Raw genomic sequence first — 24,539 nt, 5'->3', positions numbered from 1 at the left:
CCGTGTCAGGCCAGGGCGGTCAGGTTCTGGACGAGGGATCTGACTTCGAGCGTGAGGCCGTCAAGGATGTCCCGACTGTAGGGGGTGTCGGGTCGGGCAGCGAGGTCTTGGACCGTGGCCCAGTTCTCGGCGACCACCCGGAGAGCCTGCTGTGCTTGCTGGACGGCATTCCGCCGGTGGACGAGGAACTCTTCGGCGCGCTCGTGGGCCTGCTCCCAGGTGATGTCTCCCCGCTCGACGAGCTGGGCCAGGGGCGGGGCGGGGTCGCCGTCGGAGAGGCGGAGAGCGTCCGTGTGCTGCACGGACTGCCGGAGCTGTTCTTCGTGTTGCCGTTGGTCGAGTGCGGTTATGGCGTCGTCGAGGTTGCGGAGGCCCTCGGTGACCTGTTCGGCGAGGTCGGGGGCATGCTTGCGCAGGCGGCCGTGCTGGGCCTGGATCTCGGCGGAGCGGGCCTGGTGTTCGCGGACCGTGCTGTAGGCGGCATCGAGGCTGAGCTTGCCGCTGCGGACCTGTTCGGCGAGGTGGGGGTTGTGCTTGAGGACCGTGGCCGCGTTGGAGAGGCGGGTCAGGCTGATGCTGTGGACCTTGGCTTGGTGGCGCAGGGAGTGTTCCGAAAAGGAACGGGCCATCGCGACGATCATTGCCTGCTGGCCCTTGCTGATGTGCCGGCGGCGCAGGTTGTGGGCGAGTATCAGCCCCTTGGGGTCGCTGCCGGTGTAGGTGGTGAAGTGCGGCTCGACGTCGGCGATCTCGCAGGCGGCCAGACGGTTACGTCCGTCGAGGAGGACGCCGTTGGCGCTCAGGACGATGGCCTCGTGCTGGCCTTCGGTCTTGATGGACTCGGCCAGGTCGTGCAGCTCGTCGGCGCTGAGCATCGGGAACATGTCGGCGGTGGGGTGGGTCTGGATGATGCGCTCCTTGTCGGGTGGGGTGCCGGTGGCGCGCCGCAGATGTCCTGCGGCGTCGTAAGGCCGGGGACAGGGCTGTTGTCGTTGATCGGTTGTCATCGTGACTTCGGTGGTTCTCGGTAGCGTTTGCGAGGCGTGCGTGGCCGCTGCGTGAGGGGGCTGGTGCTCACCGCGGCCGGTGAGTGCCCGATGGCGGTGGCGCGGATGTGGGGGGTGTCGCGGCGGTGGCCCGCGCTGTGGACAGGACGTGGGGGATGTGGGGGCTACGGGCTTGTGCGGCTCGTGCACCTGGGCCGGGGGCGTGCCGGTCGCCGAAACGTTGGATGCGCCAGACGAGAACTTCGGATGCCGATTTGGCGTCGCTCAAGGAGCGTTGCTGAGCTGCCTGTTGGAGGACGGTTGCGGGGTTGTGGCCAGCGGCTTCGGCGGCGGCGAGGGTGGCTGTGAGTGCGGGCCAGGCAGCCTCGGTGAGGATCTGTCCGGAGTGGGAGGGCAGGACCTCGTGCAGGGTGCGGGCGTACCGGTGGACGGTGCTGTCGGAGGGGCGGCGCCCGGCGAGTACGGCGAGGCTGGTGGGGGCGATCTGGTCGTAGGCGGCTTGGAGATGGATGAGCGTTTGCCGGGCGGCGGCCACCTGCCGGTCGTGGTGGTGCAGCGCGCTGCGGCGCTGGGCTGCGAGGACGACGAGGATGGCGGCGTCCAGGAGCATGGCCAGGCCGGTGTGGTCGGCGGGCTGGTAGCGCATGGCTTTCAGAGCGCCGCGCAGGGCGCGGGCGTGCTGGTGGTCGGCGTGGGCACGGGTGTGGGCGGCGTGCTCGAAGGCGACGGCGGCGCGGTGGAGTTCGGCCTTGAGGTGGACGGGGGCGTGGGCGGGCAAGGCGTAGAGGACTTCGCTGAAGATGGTCAGGTGGGCTTGTGCAGCGCTGTCGTCGGCGTGATCAAGATGGTGGGGGATACGTTCTGCGGCTGCGGTGGCCTGGTGCCAAGCGCTGCGGCGGTAGTGGCCGGCTGGTGAGGCTGCCGTGGCGGTGTGCGCTTCGGTGGCGGCCAGACGCTGCTGGATCTGCGGGAGGGACAGGTCGGTGGCGAGGCTGGAGCCGGAGTACCAGATGGGTGTGCCGTCGTCAGGCAGGGCGACCTTGTAGCCGCAGAGGTCGCCGGAGGGCAGCGTGCGTGTTTCGACTTGAAGGCCGGCGTCGGCGAGCAGGTTGAAGAACTCGTCCAGGTCCTTCGCGTGGGAGAGCGCGGTGCGCACGGTGTGCCGAAGCTGCTCGCGAGCCGTCTTGTGGTGGCCCAGCCGTTTGGCCTTCTCCTGCTCGGCGCGGGTGGGGCGCTTCGCCGCCGGAGTGCCGGTGGCGGCTTCGGGGCCGCGCGGAACCTGGGTGAGGCCGTAGTCCTTCTCGATCCTGGCGAGTTCGGCCATGGCGCGGTGGTAGTCGTTCCAGTTCCGCGGCGGGCGCAGATCGCCGCGGACTTTGGTGGCGACGATGTGGATGTGGTCGTCCGCGTGGCGCACGGCAACCCACCGGCAACCGTCCGGATCGCCCTCCGGTGCGATGCCGGTCGCATGGACCATGCGCTTGGCGATCGTCGCCCACTCGGCATCGGTCAGGAGGCGGTCCTCGGGCGCGGCGCGCACCGAGCAGTGCCACACGTGCCCCTCGGGTGCCCTGTCGCCGGCCTGCTCGACCCGCAGATCCAGGGCCTTGGTGAGCTGGCCGAGCCGCTGCTTGTGCCCGGGGCTGTCATACGGGCCGGGGTCAGGAACGAAGTCATCCCAGGAAGCGACGATGTGCTGGTCGGTGTGTTCGTTGGCGCGGCCCTTGTCGAAGAGGTACGCCAGGACGCCGTAGGTGTTGCTGCCCGGCTTGACGATGTTCGCGATCAACTCAGGCTGCCTGCCTTCTGCCCGGCTGCCCGGAAGGCCGCTTCGTCGATCGCCCGGACCGTGTCGTGGGCGGTGGCGAGCAGGCGCTCGGCCCGCTGAAGGATGGCGGCGTCCACAGGGTGTGGATCGCCGCCCGAGTTGAGGCGTCGGGCGATCTGGTTGACGTTGTTGCCGATCCGGGCGATCTGCGCCCGCTGGGTGGCGAGCTCGTCGACCGCCTCGTCGTAGACAGTGCGAGGGGCGGCGACGGTGATCTCACCGCGGACGCGGGCCATGGTGGCGTCGGCGATGTATCGCGCCATAGTCACGTGCTCGGCTTTCGCCGCCGACTGGATGTCGTGCTTCTCATGCGGCGCAAAGCGGGCGGTGACGTGCTCGGAACGCTGCGCGTCGAGGTTCGCGCGGCGGTGCGGCGTACGCTGCTTGGCCCCCGTGACGAGACCGGTCGGCTGTTCGCCGGCGCTCACCCACTCCTGCTCTGGCACGCCCTCGTGCCGGAGCTGCTCCTCCGCCACCCCCGGGGCGGAGGTGTTCGCGATGGACCGGCCCATGGACGGTCCATCGCCATTGCTTGCTCCGCCTGGGGCAGGGGTGATCGGCAGGGAGTCCTCGTGGGTGGTGGGGTCTGGGTGGTGCGGAGAGTTCATGGGGCCTTCCGTGCCGGGGCGTGGTGGAGAGCGTTGGTGCTGCGGGGATCACCGAAGTGCAGCGTCGGCTTCGGCCTTGACCTGGGCCTTGAAGTCACGGACGACTCGTCCGACGTCGTCACTGGAAACGGTGTAGTCATCGACGCGCAGGGCGTTCTCCACCCGGTCGCGTCCGACGCTGCCGGTCTCCTCGTACATGCGACGGGTGTACTTGAGGATGACTTCGTCGGAGGCGCGGGGTTTGCCGTCGTTGCGCTTCTTCCGGGCAGCCGGTTTCCGCTCGCGCCTGCCCGGAGCGCTGCCCGAGGTGTTGCCCGTGAGCGGCGGGCTGTCTTCGGTGTATGCCCGGGCGGGCAGCCCTGGCGCCGAACGGGCAGGCCGCGGGCGGGCAGCCGGAGGCACCTCGTCGTCGCCCGGGTCTGATGGGTGCGGGCGGGCAGCGTCCTGCTCTGCCCGTGGCACTGACTCGGGGCGGGCGGAACCCGGGCGGCTGTGCCCGGATTCGCGGGTGGTGTACGAGACCGGGGCCTGCCAGCGTGGCGGCAGTGTGAGGGAGGCGAGGCCGAGAGCCTGCCTGCGCGTGGCGAGCTTGCGCAGCAGCAGCTCGTCCTGGAGCGGATCGCCGTCGACGTCGGCCCGCTCCAGAGCCTGGTGCAGGCGCTCCGTCAGGCGTCGTTGCCGCCGTTTACCGCGCTTCTTGTCGGTCATCGACTCGGCGCGCAGGATTAGGGCGACGGCTTCGGTCAGCGCGCGCTCGCGGATGAGTCGAGCGGCATCGGCGTCCTGGTCGGCGATGCCGAGTCGGGCGAGCAGACGCTCGCGTGCCTGCCGGATGAGGATGGCGGCCAGGCTGCGTGAGGTGGCGTCGGGGGTGCGGTGGCGCAGTTCGATGCCCATGGCCAGGTGCCAGAGAATCGCGGCCAGGACGGGGCCGACAAAGGCTCGTACTGTGCCGCCGAGCGGCCCGGACTCGGCGTAGGCGGGCAGGATCTGGACGGCGGTGATGACCCAGGTGAGGGTTCCGGGTGTACCGGGTGCCTGCTTCGGGCCGTTGAGGTTCTGGCGTGCCATCAGCGCGGTGGCGAAAAGGGCGAGCTCGGCGGCGGCGAACATCGCGACACGCTCGGTGGTGCCGCCCATGTCGAGGTAGTCGGCGGCGAACCGCCAGCTGGTGTCCGCGCTGTAGGCGGTGCAGCCGATCGCGGCCATGGCCGCGACGGGCACGGCGATGGTCCCTCGCCGGCGGTTGGTGGCGGACGGCCGGCGGTGCTGCTGGCGGATCGTCCATCCGGCGAACAGGGCGGACAACACGAGCAGGACGAGGAGCGCCACGGTCATCGCGGGGGAGGTGGCCCAGTCCGGCAGGAGCGTGCCGCTGCTCTGGGCAGCCAGGTGCGCGAAGGGGAGAGGAAGCAGGCGGATCTCCAAGGTGCAGAGGGAACAGGAGGGCGAACGCGGCGGAGTGCTGAGCGCGCCTGCGCGAGGAGGCTGCGCGGGCCAGGGCAGGTGTGAGCACGAGCGGTGCAGCGAGGTAGGGCAGGGGGGAGGCGGCTGGGATGGCCGGTCAGGCGGTGGCCGCGGTGTGGCGTCGCCGGTCGGGGCCGGTGAGGACGACGCGTTCGGTCATCTCGGCGAGGCGGGAAGCGACGCGGTCGCCGAGGGTCGTGCGTAGCTCGGCGGTGGGGAGGTTGGTGGTGATGAGGGTGGGGAGCATGTGCTCGTACCGGTGATTGAACAGCCGGTAGGTCAGCTCTTCAGTCCACTCGCTGGTCTTGGCTGCACCGAGGTCGTCCAGGAGCAGCAGCGGGCAGCGGGCCAGGGTCTGCAGGTCGCGTTCGGCGTCGTGGCCGGCACGCGGACGGATGCGCGCGTGCAGGTCGGCGGTGGTGGTCGCTTCCCAGCGCAGGCGGACGCCACGGCTGAGGAGGCCGCGGACGGCGCCGTACGCCTGATATGTCTTGCCGGTGCCGGTGGGGCCGGCGATCAGCAGCGACGGGCCTTCGGCGATGCCGGGTCCACCGGGACCAGGGCGTCCGGCGCGGGCGATCTCGTCAGCCCAGGCGGTGACCTGCGGCTGGTCGGCCAGGGCCCGGCGGTAGCGGGCGGGGATACGGGCGTCCGCCACCTCCAGGGCCGTGACAGGTTCCGTTGGCGGTTCCTCGGCTGTGACACCAGGGTCGATGCCGCGGCTGGCCAAGATGCCGTTGAGCCGGTCGGCGAGCGGGCCGACCCGGTGAGGCTCGCGGGTGAGGGTGGCGGTCAGAGGTCACCTCCGAAGGCTGCTTCGACGTCGGTGGGGTTTGTCCACGCCCTGTGGACAGTTGGCGCGGTTGGCGTGGCGGGGGACGCGTTCATGGCCTCGTGGACGAGGCTCGGCAGGGTGCTGGGGTGCAGACCCTTGGCGCGGTGCCGTTCGAGTCCGGCCCGGATGTGGACGGAGGCGATGCCCTCGTCGACGAGCTTGCGCACCTCCCGGCCGAGGTGGCCCAGGACGTCCTTGGGCGGACGGTGGGCGCAGGCGGCGGCGTACTCGGCTATGAGCTGCTGGGCCGAGACGGTGTCGGGTGCGGGGGCGCTTGCGCCCCCCGAAGGGGTATCTCCTAGATCCATGATCCTAGGTCCTAGATCCGGACCGTGAGGCGTCACTGCTGCCTCACGTAGTCCTCCCTGCTCCCTCACGGAGGGTTCCGTGACAGCGACCTGACCTGCGGTTTCGTCATCGGCGCTGGGATTCACCGCAGGCTCGCGCACTTCTCCGGAGCTTTCATGGAGGGTTCCGTGAGGCTGCGGTGCGGGCTCCGTGATGCTGGCCCGCGCAGTCGGCGCGGCGACGCGTGGCGCGGTGCCGACCGGTGTGTCGTGGTCGGGGCAGGCGGGGAGGCGGCTCTTGCTGGGCCGGTTGATCTTCTGGTGCTGGTGCCAGGTGACGATGTGCAGATACCGCTTGTCGTCCGGCCCCTTGTAGCGGCAGATCAGCCCGGCGTCGGCGAGCTGGGCGAGGTCTGTCTCGACCTCGGGTGGGGTGTGCTCCGGGCGCAGGACCCACAACTGGCCCGCGATGATCGCGGCGTGGTCACGATGGCGGCCCTGGTCGTCGGCTTGGGTGAGCAGGCCGAGGAAGGTGCGTTCCGCGGTCAGGGAGACGGTGGCCAGGGACTCGGAGACGAAGGCTTCGGGCTTGATGGTGCGGATTCGTGCCAAGAGCGGGGCGGTCCTCACTCGGCGGCCTGTGGGCGGACACCACGGCTCACCGTCGGTCGGGGTGGGATTCGAACGGAGTGGTCGGGATGTTGGCGCGGGGTGCGCCGCGAACCGACTGCGTTTTCCGGGGGTGTCGTCAACATAGCCACACCCGGGTCGCGTAAGTCCAGCCCCGTCCGGCGCAATCTCTCACGGCAGAAAGGCCGCAGGAAATCAGGCTGGTAGCGGGCGGGACCAAAACCGTAGGGCACGATCGCCGGTTGACCAAATAGTTGTCCTTCCGACCGAGCCAGAAGCATCACATCGGGAAGCCGTTGACGCGCTGGCGACGGCGAAGCTACAACACAACACCCCACATCAGAAGCGCTTCGAGGTATCTGCGCGAGGTCGCGCGACATCAGAGTGGGGGACTGGAATTCTCCCTGCTCGCTGACCAAGCGGGCGCAACATAGCCGACGATCCCCGGTTAACCAAACCGGGGAATGCACGCTACAACTGGAGCTATGGCAGCACGCTCTCTGGAAATGGGTCCGGCAGGAATACGGACCGCCCACACCATCGAAATCCTCCGCACCGAACGCGGTCTCGCCCAGCGTCAGTTGGCAGACCGCGTCACGGCCCTCGGCCGTCCGATGTCCAACACGATGCTGTCCCGAATCGAATGTGCCCAGCGGCGTTGCGACGTCGACGACCTCGTTGCGATCGCCGAAGCACTCCTCGTCTCACCCCTCGTGCTGCTGGAGGGACCGAGCACCACCTGAGACGGACCATCCACCGCCGCTGATCGAGCATCCTCCACCGAGTAAGGACCCCACCCCTCTTGCCCCACCCTCCGATTTCCCCTGCCCTCGCGCGCCTTCCGCACCGAACGGATGGCGAAGCCGCCCTGCCCCGTCTCTACCGCCCCGAAGAGATCGCCGAGACCCTCGGCTGCTCGGCCTGGTGGGTCAAGGACCGCGCGCGCCGGCGCCTGATACCGCACACGCGAGTCGGCCGCGCCTACCGCTTCACCGCGGACCACCTCGCCGAGATCATCCGCATCCACGAGGAGCCGGCGCCACAGCGAGCCCAGAGGACGCCGTCACCGGCCAGTCCGTCGGAGTCGGCTATGACGCCGTCGCGTCCGACTCGGCAGACGCAGCCCTCCACGTCCTCCGCCCCACGTCTCAGAGCCCGACCGCCCCGCAGGTCCCAGTACGGCACTGCCGCGTAGCCGTACCCGGCACATCAGAGAAAGGAGGCGATGCGAGGCGTGGGCTTCGCCGAGAAGCGCGGCAGTTACTGGCGCGGTAGATACAAGGTCAGCGAGGGCAAGTACGGCACCGTCGTCGACCCGACGGGCGCGGTGGTCAAGTTCGCCATCAAGCGGGAGGCCAAGCAGGCCGCGGACGAGGAAGAGGCCAAGGTCCGGCGCGGCACCTGGCGCGATCCGGCGGCCGGACAGGAGACGTTCGGCGAGTACGCCAGCCGCTGGTACGACGCCCAGGACCTGGCCGCGTCCACCATGCAGAACTACCGCCGCCACATCGAGGAGCACCTGCTCCCCGAGTTCGAGGACAAGGCCCTCGCCGGCATCCTTCGCACGGACGTGGACACCTGGGAGAAGCGGGAGAAGACCGTCTACGCGGCATCCAGCGTCAAGACGTGGCGCTCGACGCTCCACCTCATCCTGGAAGACGCCGTGGACGAGGGCCTCATCGCCTCCAACCCCGCAGCCAAGCGGCGCGGGCGCGGCAAACGCGCCGGCCGCTCCCGCGACCGCGGCCCGGAGAAGGTGATCACCGACCCGCTCGGCCTGCTCCTCATCGCCGAACGCGCAGCCCTGCTGTCCGGCCGCGACGACGAGTTCGTCGCCGTGATCCTCAAGGGCTACACGGGGATGCGGTGGGGCGAAATAGTCGGCCTGGAGACCAAGTTCGCCCGGCCCGGCGCCATACGCGTGGAACACCAGCTGTACGAACTGGACTCGGGCGAGCTGATCCGCTGCCCGCCCAAGGACGACAGCTACCGCACCATCGACGCGACGGACTGGCTGTCGGCCCTGGTCGCCGACCACATCGCCCGTACGAAACCGACGCCATGCCCCTGCCACGGCAAGCGCTACGTCTTCCGCGGCCAGGGCACCGCCCGCACCGGCGGACACACCGGTGCCAAGCTGGTGGACGTCGCCCGCCGCGCGGGCGTCTCCACCGGCACCGTGTCCAACGTCCTCAACCACCCCGAACGCGTACGGGAGGACACCCGCGCCCGCGTCGAACTCGCCATCGCCGAGCTGAACTTTGTCCGCGGCGGCATCCCGACGGAGAACGCCGCTCATTGGCGCCGCAACGGCTTCGCCACCTGGCTGTTCGCGCCGGCCACATCCGGCTGGTACCCGAAGAAGGCACCTCAGGAGGCCCGCCCGGTCCCGCTGCTCGGCGAGCCCTGGCCCGGTGTCCCGGTCCGTGGCCGCAACGCCCAGGGCCGGGCCGACGCCTGCTGGCTGCCCGTCGCCAGAGGGCTCACCCCGCATGGCCTGCGCCACTCCCACCGCACGCACATGGAGGACCTCGGCACCGAGAAGGTGCTGATGGACGAGCGCATGGGCCACATCGACGGCTCGGTCTCGGCACGCTACGCCCATGTGACCCTTGGCATGCGTGAGCGTCTCAAGGTCGGCCTGACCAAGCAGTGGGAAGCAGCGCTCGACGCGCGCAAGGCGATGTGCCCGGTGTCTCCGGTAGCGGTACTCAACCGGCTGCTCCTGGGTCGGGGCTAGGCATTGCTGGTGGGTCTCGTGACCATCTGCCTCGGGTCGCCTGTCGCCACACGACTGCTCAGGCCCGCCCTGGCTCCACACGCCGCCCCCGCCGACCTGCGCCCGCCAGACCTGTTGAGGCCCCCACTCCCACCAGCGCAGGCCAGTGGGGGCAGAACCACGCATGCACCGAGCGATGGCATCGACGATGCGAGGGCTGGACATCATGGCCAGGTCGAGGAGGCCGCTGTCGGTGGTGGGCTGGCGCAGTCCGACGACGAGTGAGAGGGGCGGGGGCGCACGCGGGCGGGGGCGCACGCGGGCGCCGACTGGTGCGTCGGCGGCAGCTGCCGCCCAGCCAGCACCGGCGCCTCCGCGGCGGACGGCTCGTTAGTTCTCAGTACTGCGCCGATCTGCCCCGAGCATTCGGATGTGGCGCCACACATGCGCGTAGCTGCGGTGCACCGCGCGCATCCAGGAAGGAACAGAGTGCCAGTCGGCGGCCACCTCGCGCTCGCCCCAGGCCACTTGCATGATCTGGCGATCACCGGCGAAGTCCTCGACGAGATCGCGGCGCAGGAAGAGTAGGTGGCCGCGCCAGGGCTTGTCCACGCGGAAGACTGCCGAGGCTCGTCGGCCATCCAGGCCCATGAGGTCCACAGTGCCAGGCAGTTGGCGCAGGCCGAACCTGGTAGCGAACTCGAACGACGGCACGTCGTAGCCCCCGCCGAGCCCGATCTCCGCAGTGCTGTCGGGGGAGAAGTCCACGGCGACCTGGCCGAACCCGATGCCGTCGTCCTGCCAGTCGCCACGCAGCGCTCGGTGTGGGAAGGCGCCCGAGGCATCGTCGTCGAACGTCAGATCGAACCTGGGGCTCCAAGGCATCTCAGCGGCCAGCACGTCGCGGACCATCGGCAGCGGAGGGAAGAAATGGTTTCCCGGATACTGGCGCTCGCTGGCGAGCTGCCGAGCTGGCTCCACATCCTCCGGCTTTAGCAGGAGGGTGCGGAAGAACCCGAACACCGTCCGCCCGTCGTGGCGGTGGTCCAGATATCCCTCGACCAGAAGCCAGCCGTCGTCCACTCCGTGGATCTCCTCGGGTGACCACAGATGGTCCGGGACGGCCACCGTCCCCGAGGTGAGCCAGGTCTGGTCGTTGGTGGGCTCCACGGGTGCCCACATCGGAAGGGGCATGGGTGCTACCGGGGGCCTGTCGGGGAAGGTCGGGTCGATGTCGGGCATCAAGCGTTCTGCGTCCCCGAGGGGCGCTGGTGCGCGGCCATCGTCCACGAGGCGGCCGACCATTTCGTGGTAGGCGATCCAGCCGTACTTCTTGCCGTACCGTTCCACCCTCCTTTTGGTGCCGTAAGGCCGCTCGGCGTCCGCGGCGATGGACTGGTCGACGATGCCGAATTCCTCCTCGCGCCAGCCCAGTTCCCAGACCCGAGCCATTACCTCGGCGCGGGCCCTGCGGTAGTCGGGGTGGTCAAAGTCGTAGTTGTCCCTGCCGTTGATGGCGGCCCCGATGATGTAGTTCTCGAAGTCGATGCCGAAGGTGCGGTCGCACTCGTCGGCGTTGGGGTCGTCGTCCTCCATCACCTCAGCGGACGCCACGGCGGCGAACCTCGGTGCGAAGGCATCGACCCCATCCGGGACGGCGGCGGGGTGGAGAGCGCCAGCGAATTCATAGGTGGCCCGTACGTAGCCGCGCAGTTGCTCGTGCGAGGTGGGTGTGTTCCCGCCGTCCAGGAAGCGGTCGCGCAGCTGCATCAGCCAGTCCCGCAGCGCGCGTTCGAGCGGTCCGCCAGGATCGGGCATCTGGTGGGTGCCAGCGGCCCCGAACGCTGCGGCGACGATGCGTTCGACGACGTAGGGGTCGTCGACGTCGAGCATCCGGGCGGCGAGGTCGAACAGCCGCTTGGGTTCTGGCCGGCCGTAGCGCTGGAGGGCTTTCGTCGCCAGGTCCCGCAGGCTCGTGTCCGTGGAAGTCAGTAGCCAGGCGATGGCCAGCGCGTCCAGGTCGTCGCTCTCGGCGCGATTGCTGCTTCCGGACCACCTGTCGATCGCTCTTTCCAGGTCTGCCGTCAGCCGGTCTGGAGCATGGCCTCGAGCCCATTCGGTCCAGCGCAGGTCACGTTCGGGAAGGGGCAGCTGGCGCAGGACGCGGTCGAGGAATACGGCATTCAGGCGGTGCGGGGCGGACCTGCGGATCTCCCACAGACGGCCGAACGCTGGTCGGCCCTTCCTCTTGCCGGGATGCGCGGTAACGAGCGCGGTTGCGAGCGCGTCGACGGTCTCGTTGTCGAGGAAGTCCGACTCGGTGGTGAGTTCCTGGGCGAGCACCAACGAACGGTGCTCATCCGGGGCGACGCGCCACAGGTGGTGCCGGGTGAAGCGGCGTGGCAGCAGTGAGATGAGACTGATGAGGATGTCCTCGCCGAGGGGGTGCGCTTGGTCGCCCAGGAGGGACTGCCAGAGAGCCGCCTCCGCGAGCTGCTCGCTGACGTCCGCGGGGGGAATACGCACCAGAATCGCGTCGGCGATCAAGTATCCAGCGAGGCGGTCAAAAACGAAGCCGCACTCAGTGTCGTCGGAACCCCTGATCTCCTCACGGAAGATCACTCCCTCCTCTACGAGGCGCCGGAGCAGGCTTTCGTCCCAGTTCGGCTGGTCAGCGTCGAGGATTCTTCGCGCTTCGTCGAACGGAAGCCGACGGACGTTGTGCGTCCACATGTGTCTCGCCAGAGCCGTGAGGCGGCGCTGGATCTGGTCGGCCGGCACCGGGATGCGAGCCGGATCCTGGGCCAGCCGTTGTACCACGCCCTCGCGGTACAACTCGAAAACACCGATGAGAGACTGAGGCAGCGCCTCCACGCCCACCGGCACTCGGCGGTCGTGGTTTGCGGCCTCGCAGTACATGCGGACGAAGAGCGGGTTGTGGAACTCTCCCATCGGTAGCCAGGCGTCGGCCGGGTTGATCAGGTAGTGACGGAAGTAGACGCGGAGGATGTCGTCGACTTCCGCGCGCTGCCACTCCAGTTCCAGGGGCACCGTGTCCTTCGGGAGGGCCTGGTCGGCGAGCGCCTCGCGGAGGGTGACGATCAGCGCCACGTGAGGGTAGGCGCCAAGGGCAGGTGTCAATCCGGCGAGCAGTGTCCTCCATTCCGAGGGCCGTTCGGCCTCGTTCAGGCCGTCGATGATCAACGGAATCCGGCAGCCGGCGCGGTTACCGGCTGAGTTGAGAGCTTCCAGCAGGTCCTCGAAGTAGTCGACCTTAAGTCCGGGGATCTTTCGCGCGAGGTCGTCGAGGGTCCCGCCGGCGCGCAGGTTCCCGCCCTGGATGAAGACTCCTGCCGTGGGCTGGTCGTTCGGTGAGGTCATCTGCGCGGCAAGGTGCGTCTTGCCCTGTCCCGCGGCGGCGATGGCGGCGAGCAGGGGGGCTTCGGTGTCCGCCCGTGTGTCGTGCAGCCATTGGACGATGTCGCGGATCTCCGCGCCCAGACCGGTGACCAGCAGCGCCTCGGGCAGGCGACGCTTCCTCAGCCTGAGCACCAGGCGTCGCAGCGTTCGGGGAGAGGTTGCGGGCGGCCGCTGTTCGGCGAGGCGCTCGCGGACCTCCCAGGGCCGAAAGCTCCTCCCGGCGTCAAGGACCTCCCGAAGGTCGTCGACGAACCGGTCCAGGTCGTCGGCAACCTCTACGGCGTCTTGGCGGAAGGTGTTGTCGAGGCCGTCGATGGCTGCGCGCAGTGCCTGGATCCGGGCTGCGATGTCGTCGGTGCGCTGCTGCAGCCACTCGAACGACGCAGGGCGCAGCAACGCCCGGTCGATGCGATGCTCCACGTGGTGGGAGGTGTGCAGCCGTGGCGTCCACCGTGCCTCGACGGGTGCAACAGATCGCTTGTGGGCTTGCACCAGTACGTCTGCGGTGAGGGCGAGTTCACCGAAGAAGGTGGAGCGGAGCTCGTCGTGTCCCGCGAGCTGGTCGTCGTAGTTCTCGGTGGACCAGAGTTTGACGCTGATCCCCTGCTGACCGAGTCCGTTGATCCATTCCTCGTCCCCCTTGGCGGGCCGCTCTGGAAGACACAGCACAAAGTCAGTCAGCCCTACGACGTGCTCGATCGCCTTGGAGAGCGACTCCTTGATCTGCTTGCGCTGGTTTGCGCTGAGCTCATTCTTGCTGTTGAGGATGAACCACTTGCACGACCAACCCCAGACGCGGCCGGGGTCGCCGAGAGCACCGGCGTGGTCGACGTGCAGGTAGAACTCGACGCCGGGCTGGTTGCGGCGCTCCCGCATCGTGCCCAGCGCGCCGTAGCGGCGGGAGACGATGGCCCTTGTGAGCGCTTCGAAGTTCCGGTCGGCGGCGCCGGGCAGACGTTCCAGATCAGTCAGATCCACTGTCGCTCCGAGTGCTTGCATCCGACCGAGTGATCGTGTCCTCGTCCCATTCGTGACGGGAGAAGATCTCGACCTTCGCGCCGTAGTGGAGAAGTGCCTTCAGGAATCCCTGGACGTCGGACTCGTCGGTCCAGATCCGGACCGTCTCTCCGGTGCGGGTGACGGTGTGGTCAAGGGCGAAGACGTCGACGTCGTACCTCCCCATGTCGTACAGCTTCATTTCGGCGAGTGCTTCGCCGAGTTCGCGAGGCATGCGCTCGCCAGGGCTCTGCCAGTCGTCATCGGACCACGCGTCCTCGGCAAGAGCCTTCAGAGCCTCCATGCGCTCCTCCGCTGCCTTGGCACCGGTGACGGTCTGAAACCGGCCGATCAAGACCAGGTCCATCGAGTGCTCCGAGCCGTAGCCGTTCCAGATCCTCATCGTGCCTCCCTCAACGCCTGCACGGCTTCCATGATGGAGCCCCCGACTGACAATCCCGTGGGCGCATAGGCGTGAGGGCGCAGGACGCCGGTCGCGTCGACATGCATGTGCGCGTCGAGGGGGCGCTCGCCTGGGACGGCCTCCGCCGTGGGGAGCGTGGCTTCGAGGCCGGTGCGGGAGATCGCGAGCCGAACCCCGTTCCCGGCGGTCGCGGCCCATTCGACGAGGCGCTGAGCGTCGGCGTCGCTGATACCGGGAGTTGCCGCAGTCGGCTGCTCCGGCAGAAGCAGGAGTTCGGACGCGCCGACCTTGTCGGCGAACTCGGCGAGGTCGTCTAGTTCGCGGACCGTGTCGGCATTGATGACGGCGTTGATGCCGAACGGGGCGAGGGTGCCGAGCAACGCGGCCGCCTGGACCACGGCCGCGAACGGCCGGCCGCGGAGCCGCTCGTAGGTGGCTCCGACCCCGTCGACTGACAGGCGGACGAAGTGCACGGCCCCGCGCAGGGATTCGACGAGTTCGGGTGTGAGCCGGTGCCCGTGGGTCGTGAAGGTCACCGCCATAGATGTGGACTGGGCTATGTCCGAACACAGCTGGGCGAACCTTCGGTACGCGGTCGGTTCCCCTCCTCCGAAGCCGACACCGAGGCAGCCGGCAGCATCGATTTCGACCGCCCATGCCAGCACACGCTCCCTGTCGAGCGCGGCGGCGTGCTTGGGCGCGTAGCAGTAGGCGCAGTGGAGCTCGCAGGCGTTGGTCAGCGCGACGGACAGGTACCGGGGAGCACGGGAGAATTTCTCAGGGGGAACAGGCACCTCGTCGAGCAGCACGTTCATCCCGGAGACTCGGTCGAACAGGTGAACGCCAGCTGCGGACAGGCGAATCTTGCACGTCACCGGCAGCATGATGCCACCGCTGCCGGTGATGCCGGGCGGGTCCGTGCAAGGTCGTCAGTGCAATGCCCGCAGTGGGGCGTCGGGAGCGTTGCAACTGAGCGCGGCACCATGAGGGCGCTACGGCGACGACCAGCGTCAAGGTGGAGCGGCTGTAGGAACGACGGCTGGGGCCCCCGATGCGGGTCGGCCCCGGGGACCGTACCCTGCGTACTCACCCTTACAGGTCGAACAGACTCTCCTGGAAGTTCTCGACGACATCCTGTCGCGGGTAGAACAGGCCCAACAGCAGAAACGTCTTGGGGCGGGCCGCGACGTTTCCGACGAAGCAGTGCACGGCCTTCTCCGGAGAGACCATCCGGTCGAACCAGCGCTCGCGGAGCTTCTCCTCCAAGGCGTCCGTTCCGTACTGGCGAAGGAACTTGCGATACGACTCGCCCGCCTCCCAGTCCCTCAGTCCCATATCGTGGCCGCTGCACTCCTGATCCGCACATCGGAAGCTGTACCGGAACTCAAGTGGCACCCACTCCAGCTGGCGAAGGTCCTGCGCGAGTAGATCCAACTGATCGGCCAAGGCCGCCTTCGAAGCGGGCCAGGGCTCGGCAGGAGCGAAGCGGAAGCCAGTGAACTCCGCTGGACGGAAGACGCCGAGCGATGTGCCCCGCACCTCCTGGTCCCGCTTTATGGAGCACAGGGACGGCGCCACGAGAGGCCGAACATGCGAGAAGCGTTCGCGCCAGCCGTCCGCTGTCCCGAGGCGCTCGATCACCTTGAGGCTCTGCAGATTGGGGCGCAAGCTCTCGGGACGGCGGTCCCCATGGTGTCGCTGCACGTCGACCTCGACGATCGAGTACTTGGCGAACTGGCTTTCTTCGTTCAGCAGCCGGAACGGAACCGGGAAGAGCCGCACATGCTGGGGCGCCCCCTGGTCGAGCCGTATGCCAGCCACGCAGCTCGTCTCGTGGTACTTCGCGGACAGTTCCGGATAGGTCTTGACCGTGATCATGATCCGTGCGCGCTGCCAATTCCCCGATCCCATGGTTGCCCCCTCCACTGATCTCCCGATCCGATTGGAGGAGAGGCATGCGCCACGGGCAAGGGCGCGTACAGGAGCGAGGGACGAAGTCAGGCCAGGGGAATGACGGGCACTGCGGCCCGTTTGCGGACCGTGTCCAGAACGACCTGCCGGTGGCAGCGGCTCTCGTCCTTCTCGAAGCACAGGACCGCGACCCGGGACTGCCGGGCATGCTCCGCGAGGCGCTCAAGATCGGTCTGCGCCTCCTCGGACCGCAGCACCCCACGGAACTTGGCCCGGCCCACGTCGAGTCGGCCGTCCCAGAACGGCGCCCGGTTGTCCTTGGGATTGCCCAGGCCACGCAGGTGTGTGTACTCGATGCCGGCCTCGGCAAGTGCCTCCCCGAGGCGGGTCTTGCTGAAGCCCTTCTTACGGCTGATAGGCGTGAGCCGTACGTCCGCCACGACATCGATACGGCTGTCGAGGAGAGAGGCGACAAACGAGTCGATGTCCCGGCCTTCGTACCCAGCGGACCAGAGGCCGGGAGCGACCTTGGTCTCCCGGAAGAGCTCATCAAGGGAGATCTCAAGTGCCTCGGCGACCGCTCCGACAGTCAAGAAACCTGGCTGGATCGCTCCCTCGCTCTCCAGACGGGCCAGCGTTCCTACGGCGATACCGGCTTCCTTGGCGAGCCGCTCCCGCGACCACCCTCGACCCTCCCGCATCGCTCGCACGCGCTGGGCGAGTGCTCGGGCGTGGTCGTGGGGACGCGCTGAGTTATGGCTTGCCATGTGTCGTGATCCTAAGGGCGGTTGAGGCGGGCGGGCATGGTGTTCCCGGCCGACTACAGGGCTGGATTCGCGAACGCGCAGGTCCGAGCGCCCTAAGCCTCCGCACTTCAGACGGCCTCACCAGTCACCCCCTGGGAGAACCCGACCAAGATCTTCTCCCAGATTTCTCCCAAACGATCTCCAGAAACCCGTCAGGGGCCTGATCCACTTGGTGGATCAGGCCCCTGACCTGGTGTTTCAGCTGTCGGGGTGGCGGGATTTGAACCCACGACCTCTTCGTCCCGAATGAAGTGCGGATATCCGGCTGAGCTGCACTCCTTGGCTCCAGTGCAGGTCAAGCCGTTGGTCTCCGTTGGCATGGCGAGGTCTCGAAGGGGGCGGTTCTCATGATCCACTCCCCGCTCGCTCCCCGGAGCGGCCGAACAGTCAGAAGCCGTTGCTGTCCCCGTCTCGCTGTGCCGACGGCAGCAGGAGATCCCGCTCAGGATGTCGCTCACCCGAAACGCGACCGTCCACGCCAAGGTCCACCCTGGCCGCCTCGTGGAATTCGTTGATCGCCCGGAAGGCCGCGCGATTCCGTTCGCGCCAGTCCTCCAGGGCACCGTCGACCTTCCCGGTGGCCTGCCAATCGACTTGGAGGGCGACGGCGTTCAACTCATGAGCCGCTTCCACCACGTCGTCACCAGCGAGCAGCATGATCCGCTCGAACGCTCGCCCACGGACTCGGCCAGCCTCCGATATCTCCACAAGCATCTCGGCATCGGGCTTATCCCGCTCGCGCATGCCTTCCCTGCACTCGTAGAGGTGGACCGCCAAGAAGATGCAGGCCCGGACGCTGTCCACGTAGCCTTCATATGCTTCGAGCTTCTTACTGTCCCAGCGGGTGACCAACTCGTGCTTCTTGCGCTGCCGCTCCAAGGCGTACGTCGTGAGATGCGTGGTGAGCGCACCCAGCAAGACCGCGGCGATCGTGACCCACTGCTCTGCGGCTCCCATGTGTCCCCCAGGCATGGCACTCATCTAGATGTCTGAAGGATCTTAGGAGTGGGTGGGGCATCTTGTGGGGGGTGGTTCAACGCAAGGCTGAAACATGCGGTGTCACGGCAGTTGTACGTGTGTTTGTCCAGCTCACAGCCTCCTGTGACAGGGTGACGGATGTGACACCCCAAGTTTCAGCCAACTAGTAGCGTGTCGCTGCTTAGTCCTGGGTTGTTTGGTTAGGATGATGGCGTCTGGCAGATGTTCCTTCCCTTCTGCCGGGCGGGAGTTGGTCCGATGGGTTCGCAGAAGAAGAGGCCGGTGGTGCTGACCTCGGCTGATCGTGAAGAGTTGGTTCGGGTGACCACGACGGGGGTCCGTCCGGCCTCGGTGATCAGGCGGGCACGGGTGCTGCTCGCGCTGGATGCCTCTGCGGGTGAGATCGACTCACAGGATGCGATCGCTGCCCGGGTCGGGGTCTCGGGCGAGACTCTGCGGCTGGTCGCCATGCGTTTCGCCGAGACAGGCGGCGATGTCCAGGCCACGATCGCGCGGAAGAAGCGCGACCTGCCGCCGGTGCCCTCGCCGGTGACCGGCGAGGCCGAGGCCCGGCTGATCGCGATGGCGTGCTCACAGCCGCCCCAGGGCTATGCCCGGTGGTCGCTGCGGCTGCTGGAGAAGCATGTCGCGCTGGTCGAGGACATCCCTGATCTGGACCACTCCACCATCGGGCGGGTTCTAAAAAAACGGAACTGCGTCCTCACCTGAAGAAGTGCTGGACCATCCCACCACGGGCGAACGCGCAGTTCGCAGCCCGGATGGAAGACGTGCTGGCCGTCTATGCCCGGCCCTACGATCCGGCACGTCCCGTGGTGTGCATGGACGAGAAGCCCTACCAGCTCCTCGACCATGCCCGCGGCCCGCTGCCGGCCCGCCCCGGTCACGACGCCTGCCAGGACAGCGAGTACATCCGCCGCGGCACGTGCTCCATCTTCGTGTGGGTCGAACCCCTGCGTGGATGGCGTCGAGTTCAGGCGCTGTCCCGGCGGACCCGGATCGACTGGGCCGGCCAGGTCAAGCAGTTACTGAGCGTGGACTATCCCGACGCCGAGACCGTCGTGCTGGTGATGGACAACCTCAACACCCACGGCATCGCCTCACTGTACGAGGCATTCGAACCAGAAGAAGCCTTCGCCTTGGCCCAGCGCCTCGAGATCCACCACACGCCCAAGCACGGGTCATGGCTCAACATCGCCGAGATCGAACTCTCCGCGCTGGCCCGGCAATGCCTCCATCGCCGGATCAGCAACCTCGACAGCCTCAACCCTGAACAGTCAGCGGAATTCGATGATCTGACGGCCCGGTAGCAGAAAAGGTGCCCTGAACTGCGAGGATGCGACTGTCGAGGAAGCATCGGGTGCAGGAGTCAGGACACCTTTCTGGTGAGCGAGCGTACAGGGTGGGACCGGGGCCTGGTCGTGAGGGCTGACGGGAAAGGCCTGGTCGGGCATGCCGGGGTGGTGTTGCTGCGGCGCCTTGCGGACCGGTCGGGGCTGACCGGGGCCCTGTCCGGGGTGTTCCCGACCGGCGGTCCGGGCTGGCGGGACCGGGCAGTGGTCCTCGTCCACCTGGCGATATCGATCGCGCTCGGCGCCCGCAGTGTGGCCGAGGCCGGACAGCTCGCCTGGCACCATGAGCGGGTGATGGGCCCGGGCGTCTCGGACTCCACGGTGCACCGCACCCTGAACCTGTGTGACGCCGACCGGATCGCGGCGATCAACCGGGCCCGGGCGCGGATCCGCCGTACGGTGTGGTCGTGGCTGGCGCTGCGGCCCGGCGGATTTCCCTGGCTGACCATCGCCGGGAAACGCCTGCACCACTGGGTGATCGTCGATATGGACGCAACGATCATCACGGCCGCCTCGAAGAAAGAGGGCGCGGCGGCGACCTGGAAGAAGAGCTTCGGGTTTCATCCTCTGGCCGCGTGGTGCGCGAACACCGGCGAGTGTCTGGCGATGCTGCTGCGGAGCGGCAACGCGGGCTCGAACACGGTCGCCGACCACAAGGCGGTGCTCGCCGATGCGCTCGCCCAGATCCCGGGCTCCTCGCGCGCGAAGATCCTCGTGCGGGTCGACGGGGCCGGCGCGACCCACGGCCTGCACGAACATCTCCTCGGCTTGAACACGCGTCGGCGCACGGTCCGCTTCACCACCGGCTGGACCATCACCGAGGCCGACGAGCAGGCCATCGCGAAACTGCCCGAGGCAGCGTGGGAGGCATCCCTCAACCAGGACGGCAGCGTCCAGGAGGGCTACTTCGTCGCCGAGTTGAGCGGACTGAACGGACGCGAGGGCTGGAGCCGGGGCCTGCGGCTGATCGTCCGCCGGGTCAGACCCTCCAGCCGCCACCTGGCGAACCTGACCGACTTCGAGAAGAAGACCGGCTGGAAGTACTCGGTCATCGCCACGAACATCAACAAGATGACCCGGGTCGTCGGCTCCCACCAGATCCAGTGGCTGGACGCCGTGCACCGCCACCATGCCGTGGTCGAAGACCGCGTGCGCACGAACAAGGCCATGGGCTTGCACAACCTGCCCTCGAAATCCTGGCAGAACAACACGAGTTGGATGCTGACCGCGAACCTCGCGGCCGACCTCGACGCCTGGCTCCGTCTCCTGGCCCTCCACGACCAGGACGGCCTCGCCGACGCCGAACCCGACACCATGCGCTTTCGGATCTACCACCTGCCCGCCCGCCTCGCCCACCACGCCCGCCGCCGGCACCTCCGCCTCCCTGCCGACTGGCCCTGGGCCAGGGCATTCGCCACGGCCTGGCGGCGTCTGACCGAGCTTTCCGCCGTCACCTGACGCGCGGACCCCGCCCCGACGAAGACCAGGAAGGAGAGACCGGCACCACCACCGGGACCGTGGAACCCGGCGCAGCCGCAGCGACACGCGACGGCCCCACCCGCCAATACGCGGGACAAACAGGGCGAGCCGAAGACGCTACCCGGCAGCGATCACCGCTGACAGATCGAGGTCAACACGGAACTCTCGGCCTGGCAGAACGCCACCAACACCGACCAACGCCAGGTGAACTGGCACTTCACCACCCACGGCGCACGCATCAAACTGCGTCACCTGTATCCCAATAATTAGCCGCGACACGCTGCTACTGAGGTTGAACTCGCGATGACGGCTGGTCGTGACAGTTCGTGATCCCTGCGGTATGCCGGGTTCATGAGGTACGCGCAGGGAGGCGGGCTGACGCCGAAGGGGCAACAGGCCCGGGAACGGGTGCGGTTGGAGGCAGGCGCGCGGTTCGGGCGGGGTGAGAAGACCGCTGAGATCGCGGCCGGGTTACGGGTCGGCAAGCGGCAGGTAGAGAAGTGGCGCCGGTCCTGGCGCGAGGGCGGCCTGGACGCCCTGCGCTCCAAGGGGCCGATGTCGGTGGAGCGGCTCTCGCCCCGGCAGTGGGAGCGTCTGGAGCGGGAGCTGGCACGGGGACCGCTGGCGCACGGCTGGGACGAGGGCCAGGGCTGGACACTGGTGCGGATCAAGACGCTGATCGGGCGGATGTTCCACGTCGGCTACACCGTGCAGGGTGTGTGGAAACTGCTGCGGCGGCACGGATGGTCCGCGCAGGTGCCCGCTCACCGGGCGATCGAGCGGGACGACGAGGCGGTCGAGGTATGGAAGGACGAGGTGTGGCCGCGGGTAAAAGTGCCGCGGCGGACCTGGGCGCCTACATCTGCTTCGAGGACGAAGCGGGCCAGGGGCTGAGGCCGCCGAAGGGACGTACCTGGGCGCCGCGCGGCCAGACCCCGGTGATGCGGGTACGCGGCAGCAACCGGGGCCGGGCCTCGGTGGCCGGCGTCGTGTGCTTCAAGCCCGGTGCCCGGCCGCACTTCTTCTACCGGCTGCACGTCTGGCGCGGACGCAAGGGCGAGCGCAAGAGCTTCGCCTGGAGGGACTACCGCGAGCTGATCGTGCTCGCGCACCACCAGCTCGGCACCCCGATCGTGTGGGTGTGGGACAACCTGAATGTCCACCTGACCGGCGAGCTCGCGGACTTCATCGCGGAGAACGAAGAGTGGCTGAGGGTGTTCCAGCTGCCCTCCTACGCTCCCGACCTCAACCCGGCCGAGGGAGTGTGGTCGCTGCTCAAACGGTCGCTGGAGAACTTCGCCGCCGCCAACCTCGATCACCTCGTCCGCGTCATGAAGCGCAAGCTGAAGAAGATCCAGTACCGCCCGCACCTGCTTGACGGCTGCCTCGCCGAGACCGGCCTGTTCATCGAACCGCCATGACCAACCCGCCCGCTATCGCGAGTTCAACCTCAGTAGGAAGGAGCAAGGTTGTCGAGGCGCCCCGAAGGCGGTGGGCTTCTTCCATTACCTGTCGGAGAACACCTGTAACGCGATTGAGGCAGCAACCCGGGCCTGGCGCACCAGCCCATCTTCGTATCAGTGGCGTGCGCACCCGGCTGGGTACAGCTGCGAGCGGGACCTCTGCATGCCCCGCCTTGCGTGAACCGTCAACGGGCCCCCGGCCTTGTCGAGCAAGCGGTGCATATCCGGAGTGGGGAGAGAAGGGTTAGCCGCCGCTGCGTAACTCGTGCCGGGTCGGCGAACATCAGCCACAGACGGGGCAGGGGTAGCCGGGGGTGAGCGGGTGCAGGTTTCCTGGCGTGCGGATGTTTGCTGAGGGCATCCAGAGAGAGCGGATCGAAGTCCGGGTTCAGGAAGGCCGGCCGCCGGTGGACGGATCGGGGGCATGGGTTAAGCGGACGGCGAGGCCGCGTGTGGGAAGTTGGTTGTTGGGCAGGGGCGTTGGAGTGGTTCTCCGCCAGCAGGAGGCGTACGGCGAAGTCATCGCCGTGGGCGAGCTGAGTGACGAGGTCGTCCGGAAAGCCGGGCAAGCCGCAGCGCTGTGACGGAGCCGCAGATGTGCGGAAGTCGCGCAGCGGCGCAGGAGGTCGGGAGCGTGTCGGCCTACTTCGAGCACCCAGGCATGCGGAGGGAGGCGGTCTTCCGGGGCGACACGGTGGTCGATGAGGAGGCGTTGCTTCGGTGAGTTCCGGACGAGCGGATACGAGCAGGCGGACGTTGGTGTCTGGGGAGGTGGCGAGCCTCTGGACGAGGTCGGGGGCGGTGTGGGATCGCTTGCGACGGCGGCCTGGTGGTCGGGGTCGGCGGTCAAGCGTTCGGCAAGGTCGCGGCTGAGGATGGCTCGTTCGAGGACGCCGGAGAGTTTCCACTGGCCGCCGAGTTCGCGAGGAGCCGCGTGGTCTGTTCGGCGTCGGGACAAGGGAGGCTGAGGAGGGCGATCTGACTTACTTCAGGATCGTCGTCGCCCAGAAGCGCCACGGTATCCAAGCAGCGTACGCGCTATGCGAGGCCATCGAGTGGCCCGGACTGGACGCCCGCCAGCATGCGGCCCAACTAGGAAGCATCCATCGTCTTCACCATCGCGGTCGCCACGCTGCTGAGCCCCAACACGCTGACGGAGGGCGCCCACTGCCTTTGTCGTGGCCGTCCGGTCGTGGCGGTCCCATTGCGCGCCTCGATTTAGCCGGCCATATGCTGTCGCCGCGTTAGCCCTTGAGCGCCATTTCGATCCCAGCAGTGAACTGGGCCTCAGTTAGCGGAATACTCACCCCGTCATTCGAGGTGATCTTCTTTCCTGACATTATCAAAGTAGGCGTGGTCGGCACGCCTGATTCTTCGAACGACTGAGAAAGTCCTAGAGACCACCTATCAAAGGTTCCAATTCGTACATGCTTCCTAAAATCCTGATTCAGTCTCAGTTCCGGTACTGTGTTAGCTATTTTGATCAGGTACTCGTCATCCTCGAATGAATCAAGCGAACCCTCCTTGTGCCACGTGCTGGAGAAGAGCGCGGCCTGATATTCAATAAACGCATTCTTGCTGACATTCAATGCGGCGCCAAGTGAACTCAGGGCATTCTTGGCGCTAGACTTCGCGCCGAATTCCCTGATGGCAAAGAGGTCGCCATCAGTGATGGTTCCATAGATGAAACGAACCCTGTACTTTCCTTCCTCGATGTCCTTTTTGATCTTCTCGCCAACAGCCTCTTGGAACTTAGCGCAAACTTGGCAGCTTGGATCCAGATAAATTTCCAGGGTCTTTTTCGCATCCCCTCTGCCGATCAAGATACCGTCACTAACTTTCCCATCCATATTCGCTGGTGTGATGAGCTCGGAATCCATTACATCGTGCCAGTAAGCAGCCTGGCTTGGTTTACTTTCGTTAGGACGTGTAAGTGCATGGGTGGAGTTCGCGGATTGCGGCACTCCGTACCATAGTCCACTGACCCCGAGTATCGCCGCAATCATTACTGCGGAAACTTTAAGAATATTGCGCACCTTGCTCCTCCTCTTGTCGCGTTCTTGGTGCTTCCTCAGTCGCTCTCGGGCAGAATTGCTAACCAAAGTGGATTTCGTGCTGCACATTGTCTCGTATTTTCCATTCATGGTGACGTGATGAACTCGCGTGCGGTATAAAAGCTGTCTCGGGTGATCCAGTGTGGTTACAGTCGTCGGAGGCGTCCTGGGTAGGCCGGTTCACCGGCTCAGCCCGCGCTGCTTCGGCAAAGCTCGTCGCCGCCTTGCGGCGGGAGGGGACGAATCTGGTGCACAAG

At 67.4% G+C, this 24,539-nt stretch carries 21 protein-coding genes; 8 read left to right on the top strand and 13 right to left on the bottom strand.

Features of this window, described 5'->3' with window-relative positions; translation table 11 throughout:
- Positions 1 to 5 precede the first annotated feature (5 nt).
- From V1460_RS34945 to V1460_RS34920, 6 genes are all read right to left on the bottom strand, one after another.
- Positions 6 to 1,007, bottom strand: a complete 1,002-nt coding sequence (locus V1460_RS34945) for a plasmid replication/partition related protein (protein WP_338677590.1) — start codon at positions 1,005 to 1,007, stop codon at positions 6 to 8.
- Positions 1,008 to 1,074: 67 nt separating this feature from the next.
- Positions 1,075 to 2,796 carry a relaxase/mobilization nuclease domain-containing protein gene (locus V1460_RS34940; RefSeq protein ID WP_338677589.1) on the bottom strand — a complete coding sequence of 574 codons (1,722 nt, stop codon included), beginning with the start codon at positions 2,794 to 2,796 and terminating at the stop codon, positions 1,075 to 1,077.
- Positions 2,793 to 3,443 (bottom strand): MobC family plasmid mobilization relaxosome protein, encoded by a 651-nt coding sequence (locus tag V1460_RS34935; RefSeq protein WP_338677588.1) that lies wholly within the window; start codon positions 3,441 to 3,443, stop codon positions 2,793 to 2,795. Before V1460_RS34935 ends, V1460_RS34940 begins: the two co-directional genes overlap by 4 nt.
- Before the next feature lie 48 nt (positions 3,444 to 3,491).
- A complete protein-coding gene (locus tag V1460_RS34930; protein ID WP_338678351.1) occupies positions 3,492 to 4,781 on the bottom strand; it encodes a hypothetical protein in 1,290 nt (429 codons plus the stop codon).
- A 226-nt stretch (positions 4,782 to 5,007) separates the two neighbouring features.
- Positions 5,008 to 5,706 carry an ATP-binding protein gene (locus V1460_RS34925; RefSeq protein WP_338678350.1) on the bottom strand — a complete coding sequence of 233 codons (699 nt, stop codon included), beginning with the start codon at positions 5,704 to 5,706 and terminating at the stop codon, positions 5,008 to 5,010.
- Positions 5,703 to 6,644, bottom strand: coding sequence for a hypothetical protein (locus tag V1460_RS34920; protein ID WP_338677587.1), 942 nt, complete (start codon positions 6,642 to 6,644; stop codon positions 5,703 to 5,705). The genes V1460_RS34925 and V1460_RS34920 overlap by 4 nt, the downstream gene beginning before the upstream one ends.
- A 503-nt stretch (positions 6,645 to 7,147) precedes the next feature.
- Here V1460_RS34920 and V1460_RS34915 point away from each other — a divergent pair.
- The 3 genes from V1460_RS34915 (at position 7,148) to V1460_RS34905 (ending at position 9,402) form a co-directional block, all read left to right on the top strand.
- Positions 7,148 to 7,405 (top strand): helix-turn-helix transcriptional regulator, encoded by a 258-nt coding sequence (locus V1460_RS34915; RefSeq protein WP_338677586.1) that lies wholly within the window; start codon positions 7,148 to 7,150, stop codon positions 7,403 to 7,405.
- A 125-nt stretch (positions 7,406 to 7,530) separates the two neighbouring features.
- Positions 7,531 to 7,857: a helix-turn-helix domain-containing protein gene (locus V1460_RS34910; protein ID WP_407077654.1), complete on the top strand. Its 327-nt coding sequence runs from the start codon at positions 7,531 to 7,533 to the stop codon at positions 7,855 to 7,857.
- A gap of 39 nt (positions 7,858 to 7,896) precedes the next feature.
- Positions 7,897 to 9,402: a LacI family DNA-binding transcriptional regulator gene (locus V1460_RS34905; RefSeq protein ID WP_338678348.1), complete on the top strand. Its 1,506-nt coding sequence runs from the start codon at positions 7,897 to 7,899 to the stop codon at positions 9,400 to 9,402.
- Between the two features lie 369 nt (positions 9,403 to 9,771).
- On the opposite strand, the gene V1460_RS34900 is transcribed toward V1460_RS34905, so the two are convergent.
- The 6 genes from V1460_RS34900 to V1460_RS34875 form a co-directional block, all read right to left on the bottom strand.
- Positions 9,772 to 13,779 (bottom strand): hypothetical protein, encoded by a 4,008-nt coding sequence (locus V1460_RS34900; RefSeq protein ID WP_338677585.1) that lies wholly within the window; start codon positions 13,777 to 13,779, stop codon positions 9,772 to 9,774.
- Positions 13,766 to 14,200: a DUF6375 family protein gene (locus V1460_RS34895; RefSeq protein ID WP_193500733.1), complete on the bottom strand. Its 435-nt coding sequence runs from the start codon at positions 14,198 to 14,200 to the stop codon at positions 13,766 to 13,768. Before V1460_RS34895 ends, V1460_RS34900 begins: the two co-directional genes overlap by 14 nt.
- Positions 14,197 to 15,096, bottom strand: coding sequence for a radical SAM protein (locus V1460_RS34890; RefSeq protein ID WP_338677584.1), 900 nt, complete (start codon positions 15,094 to 15,096; stop codon positions 14,197 to 14,199). Before V1460_RS34890 ends, V1460_RS34895 begins: the two co-directional genes overlap by 4 nt.
- Positions 15,097 to 15,313: 217 nt before the next feature.
- The gene (locus tag V1460_RS34885) at positions 15,314 to 16,132 is read right to left on the bottom strand and encodes a hypothetical protein (RefSeq protein ID WP_338677583.1); all 819 of its coding nucleotides are present in this window, start codon (positions 16,130 to 16,132) and stop codon (positions 15,314 to 15,316) included.
- Positions 16,133 to 16,218: 86 nt separating this feature from the next.
- Positions 16,219 to 16,899 carry a DUF488 family protein gene (locus tag V1460_RS34880; RefSeq protein WP_338677582.1) on the bottom strand — a complete coding sequence of 227 codons (681 nt, stop codon included), beginning with the start codon at positions 16,897 to 16,899 and terminating at the stop codon, positions 16,219 to 16,221.
- A gap of 426 nt (positions 16,900 to 17,325) precedes the next feature.
- A complete protein-coding gene (locus tag V1460_RS34875; RefSeq protein ID WP_338677581.1) occupies positions 17,326 to 17,910 on the bottom strand; it encodes a hypothetical protein in 585 nt (194 codons plus the stop codon).
- A gap of 264 nt (positions 17,911 to 18,174) precedes the next feature.
- Between V1460_RS34875 and V1460_RS34870 the strand changes: the two genes are divergently transcribed.
- The 5 genes from V1460_RS34870 (at position 18,175) to V1460_RS34850 (ending at position 22,186) form a co-directional block, all read left to right on the top strand.
- Complete coding sequence (locus V1460_RS34870; RefSeq protein ID WP_338677580.1) at positions 18,175 to 18,645, top strand: helix-turn-helix domain-containing protein; 471 nt, start codon at positions 18,175 to 18,177, stop codon at positions 18,643 to 18,645.
- Positions 18,630 to 19,244 (top strand): IS630 family transposase, encoded by a 615-nt coding sequence (locus tag V1460_RS34865; RefSeq protein WP_338678347.1) that lies wholly within the window; start codon positions 18,630 to 18,632, stop codon positions 19,242 to 19,244. Before V1460_RS34870 ends, V1460_RS34865 begins: the two co-directional genes overlap by 16 nt.
- Positions 19,245 to 19,319: 75 nt before the next feature.
- Positions 19,320 to 20,744, top strand: a complete 1,425-nt coding sequence (locus V1460_RS34860) for an IS1380 family transposase (protein WP_338672180.1) — start codon at positions 19,320 to 19,322, stop codon at positions 20,742 to 20,744.
- A 372-nt stretch (positions 20,745 to 21,116) separates the two neighbouring features.
- Positions 21,117 to 21,659 (top strand): winged helix-turn-helix domain-containing protein, encoded by a 543-nt coding sequence (locus V1460_RS34855; protein WP_338671432.1) that lies wholly within the window; start codon positions 21,117 to 21,119, stop codon positions 21,657 to 21,659.
- Positions 21,569 to 22,186, top strand: a complete 618-nt coding sequence (locus tag V1460_RS34850) for a transposase (protein WP_338671433.1) — start codon at positions 21,569 to 21,571, stop codon at positions 22,184 to 22,186. The genes V1460_RS34855 and V1460_RS34850 overlap by 91 nt, the downstream gene beginning before the upstream one ends.
- A gap of 1,286 nt (positions 22,187 to 23,472) precedes the next feature.
- Here V1460_RS34850 and V1460_RS34845 read toward each other — a convergent pair.
- Positions 23,473 to 24,264, bottom strand: a complete 792-nt coding sequence (locus V1460_RS34845) for a thioredoxin domain-containing protein (RefSeq protein ID WP_338677579.1) — start codon at positions 24,262 to 24,264, stop codon at positions 23,473 to 23,475.
- Positions 24,265 to 24,539: the final 275 nt, after the last annotated feature.

It is taken from the genome of Streptomyces sp. SCSIO 30461 (genome assembly GCF_037023745.1).
GTDB lineage: Bacteria > Actinomycetota > Actinomycetes > Streptomycetales > Streptomycetaceae > Streptomyces.
The sequence above is the reverse complement of the archived record's forward strand: the minus strand, read 5'-3'. Positions and strand labels throughout refer to the sequence as shown.

Coding starts and splice junctions, on each gene's coding strand:
- V1460_RS34930 (WP_338678351.1), bottom strand. CDS start 4,781: ATGACCGTGGCGCTCCTCGTCCTGCTCGTGTTGTCCGCCCTGTTCGCC.
- V1460_RS34870 (WP_338677580.1), top strand. CDS start 18,175: ATGGGTTCGCAGAAGAAGAGGCCGGTGGTGCTGACCTCGGCTGATCGT.
- V1460_RS34855 (WP_338671432.1), top strand. CDS start 21,117: ATGAGGTACGCGCAGGGAGGCGGGCTGACGCCGAAGGGGCAACAGGCC.
- V1460_RS34945 (WP_338677590.1), bottom strand. CDS start 1,007: ATGACAACCGATCAACGACAACAGCCCTGTCCCCGGCCTTACGACGCC.
- V1460_RS34885 (WP_338677583.1), bottom strand. CDS start 16,132: ATGGGATCGGGGAATTGGCAGCGCGCACGGATCATGATCACGGTCAAG.
- V1460_RS34875 (WP_338677581.1), bottom strand. CDS start 17,910: ATGCCTGGGGGACACATGGGAGCCGCAGAGCAGTGGGTCACGATCGCC.
- V1460_RS34850 (WP_338671433.1), top strand. CDS start 21,569: ATGGAAGGACGAGGTGTGGCCGCGGGTAAAAGTGCCGCGGCGGACCTG.
- V1460_RS34915 (WP_338677586.1), top strand. CDS start 7,148: ATGGCAGCACGCTCTCTGGAAATGGGTCCGGCAGGAATACGGACCGCC.
- V1460_RS34880 (WP_338677582.1), bottom strand. CDS start 16,899: ATGGCAAGCCATAACTCAGCGCGTCCCCACGACCACGCCCGAGCACTC.
- V1460_RS34935 (WP_338677588.1), bottom strand. CDS start 3,443: ATGAACTCTCCGCACCACCCAGACCCCACCACCCACGAGGACTCCCTG.
- V1460_RS34895 (WP_193500733.1), bottom strand. CDS start 14,200: ATGAGGATCTGGAACGGCTACGGCTCGGAGCACTCGATGGACCTGGTC.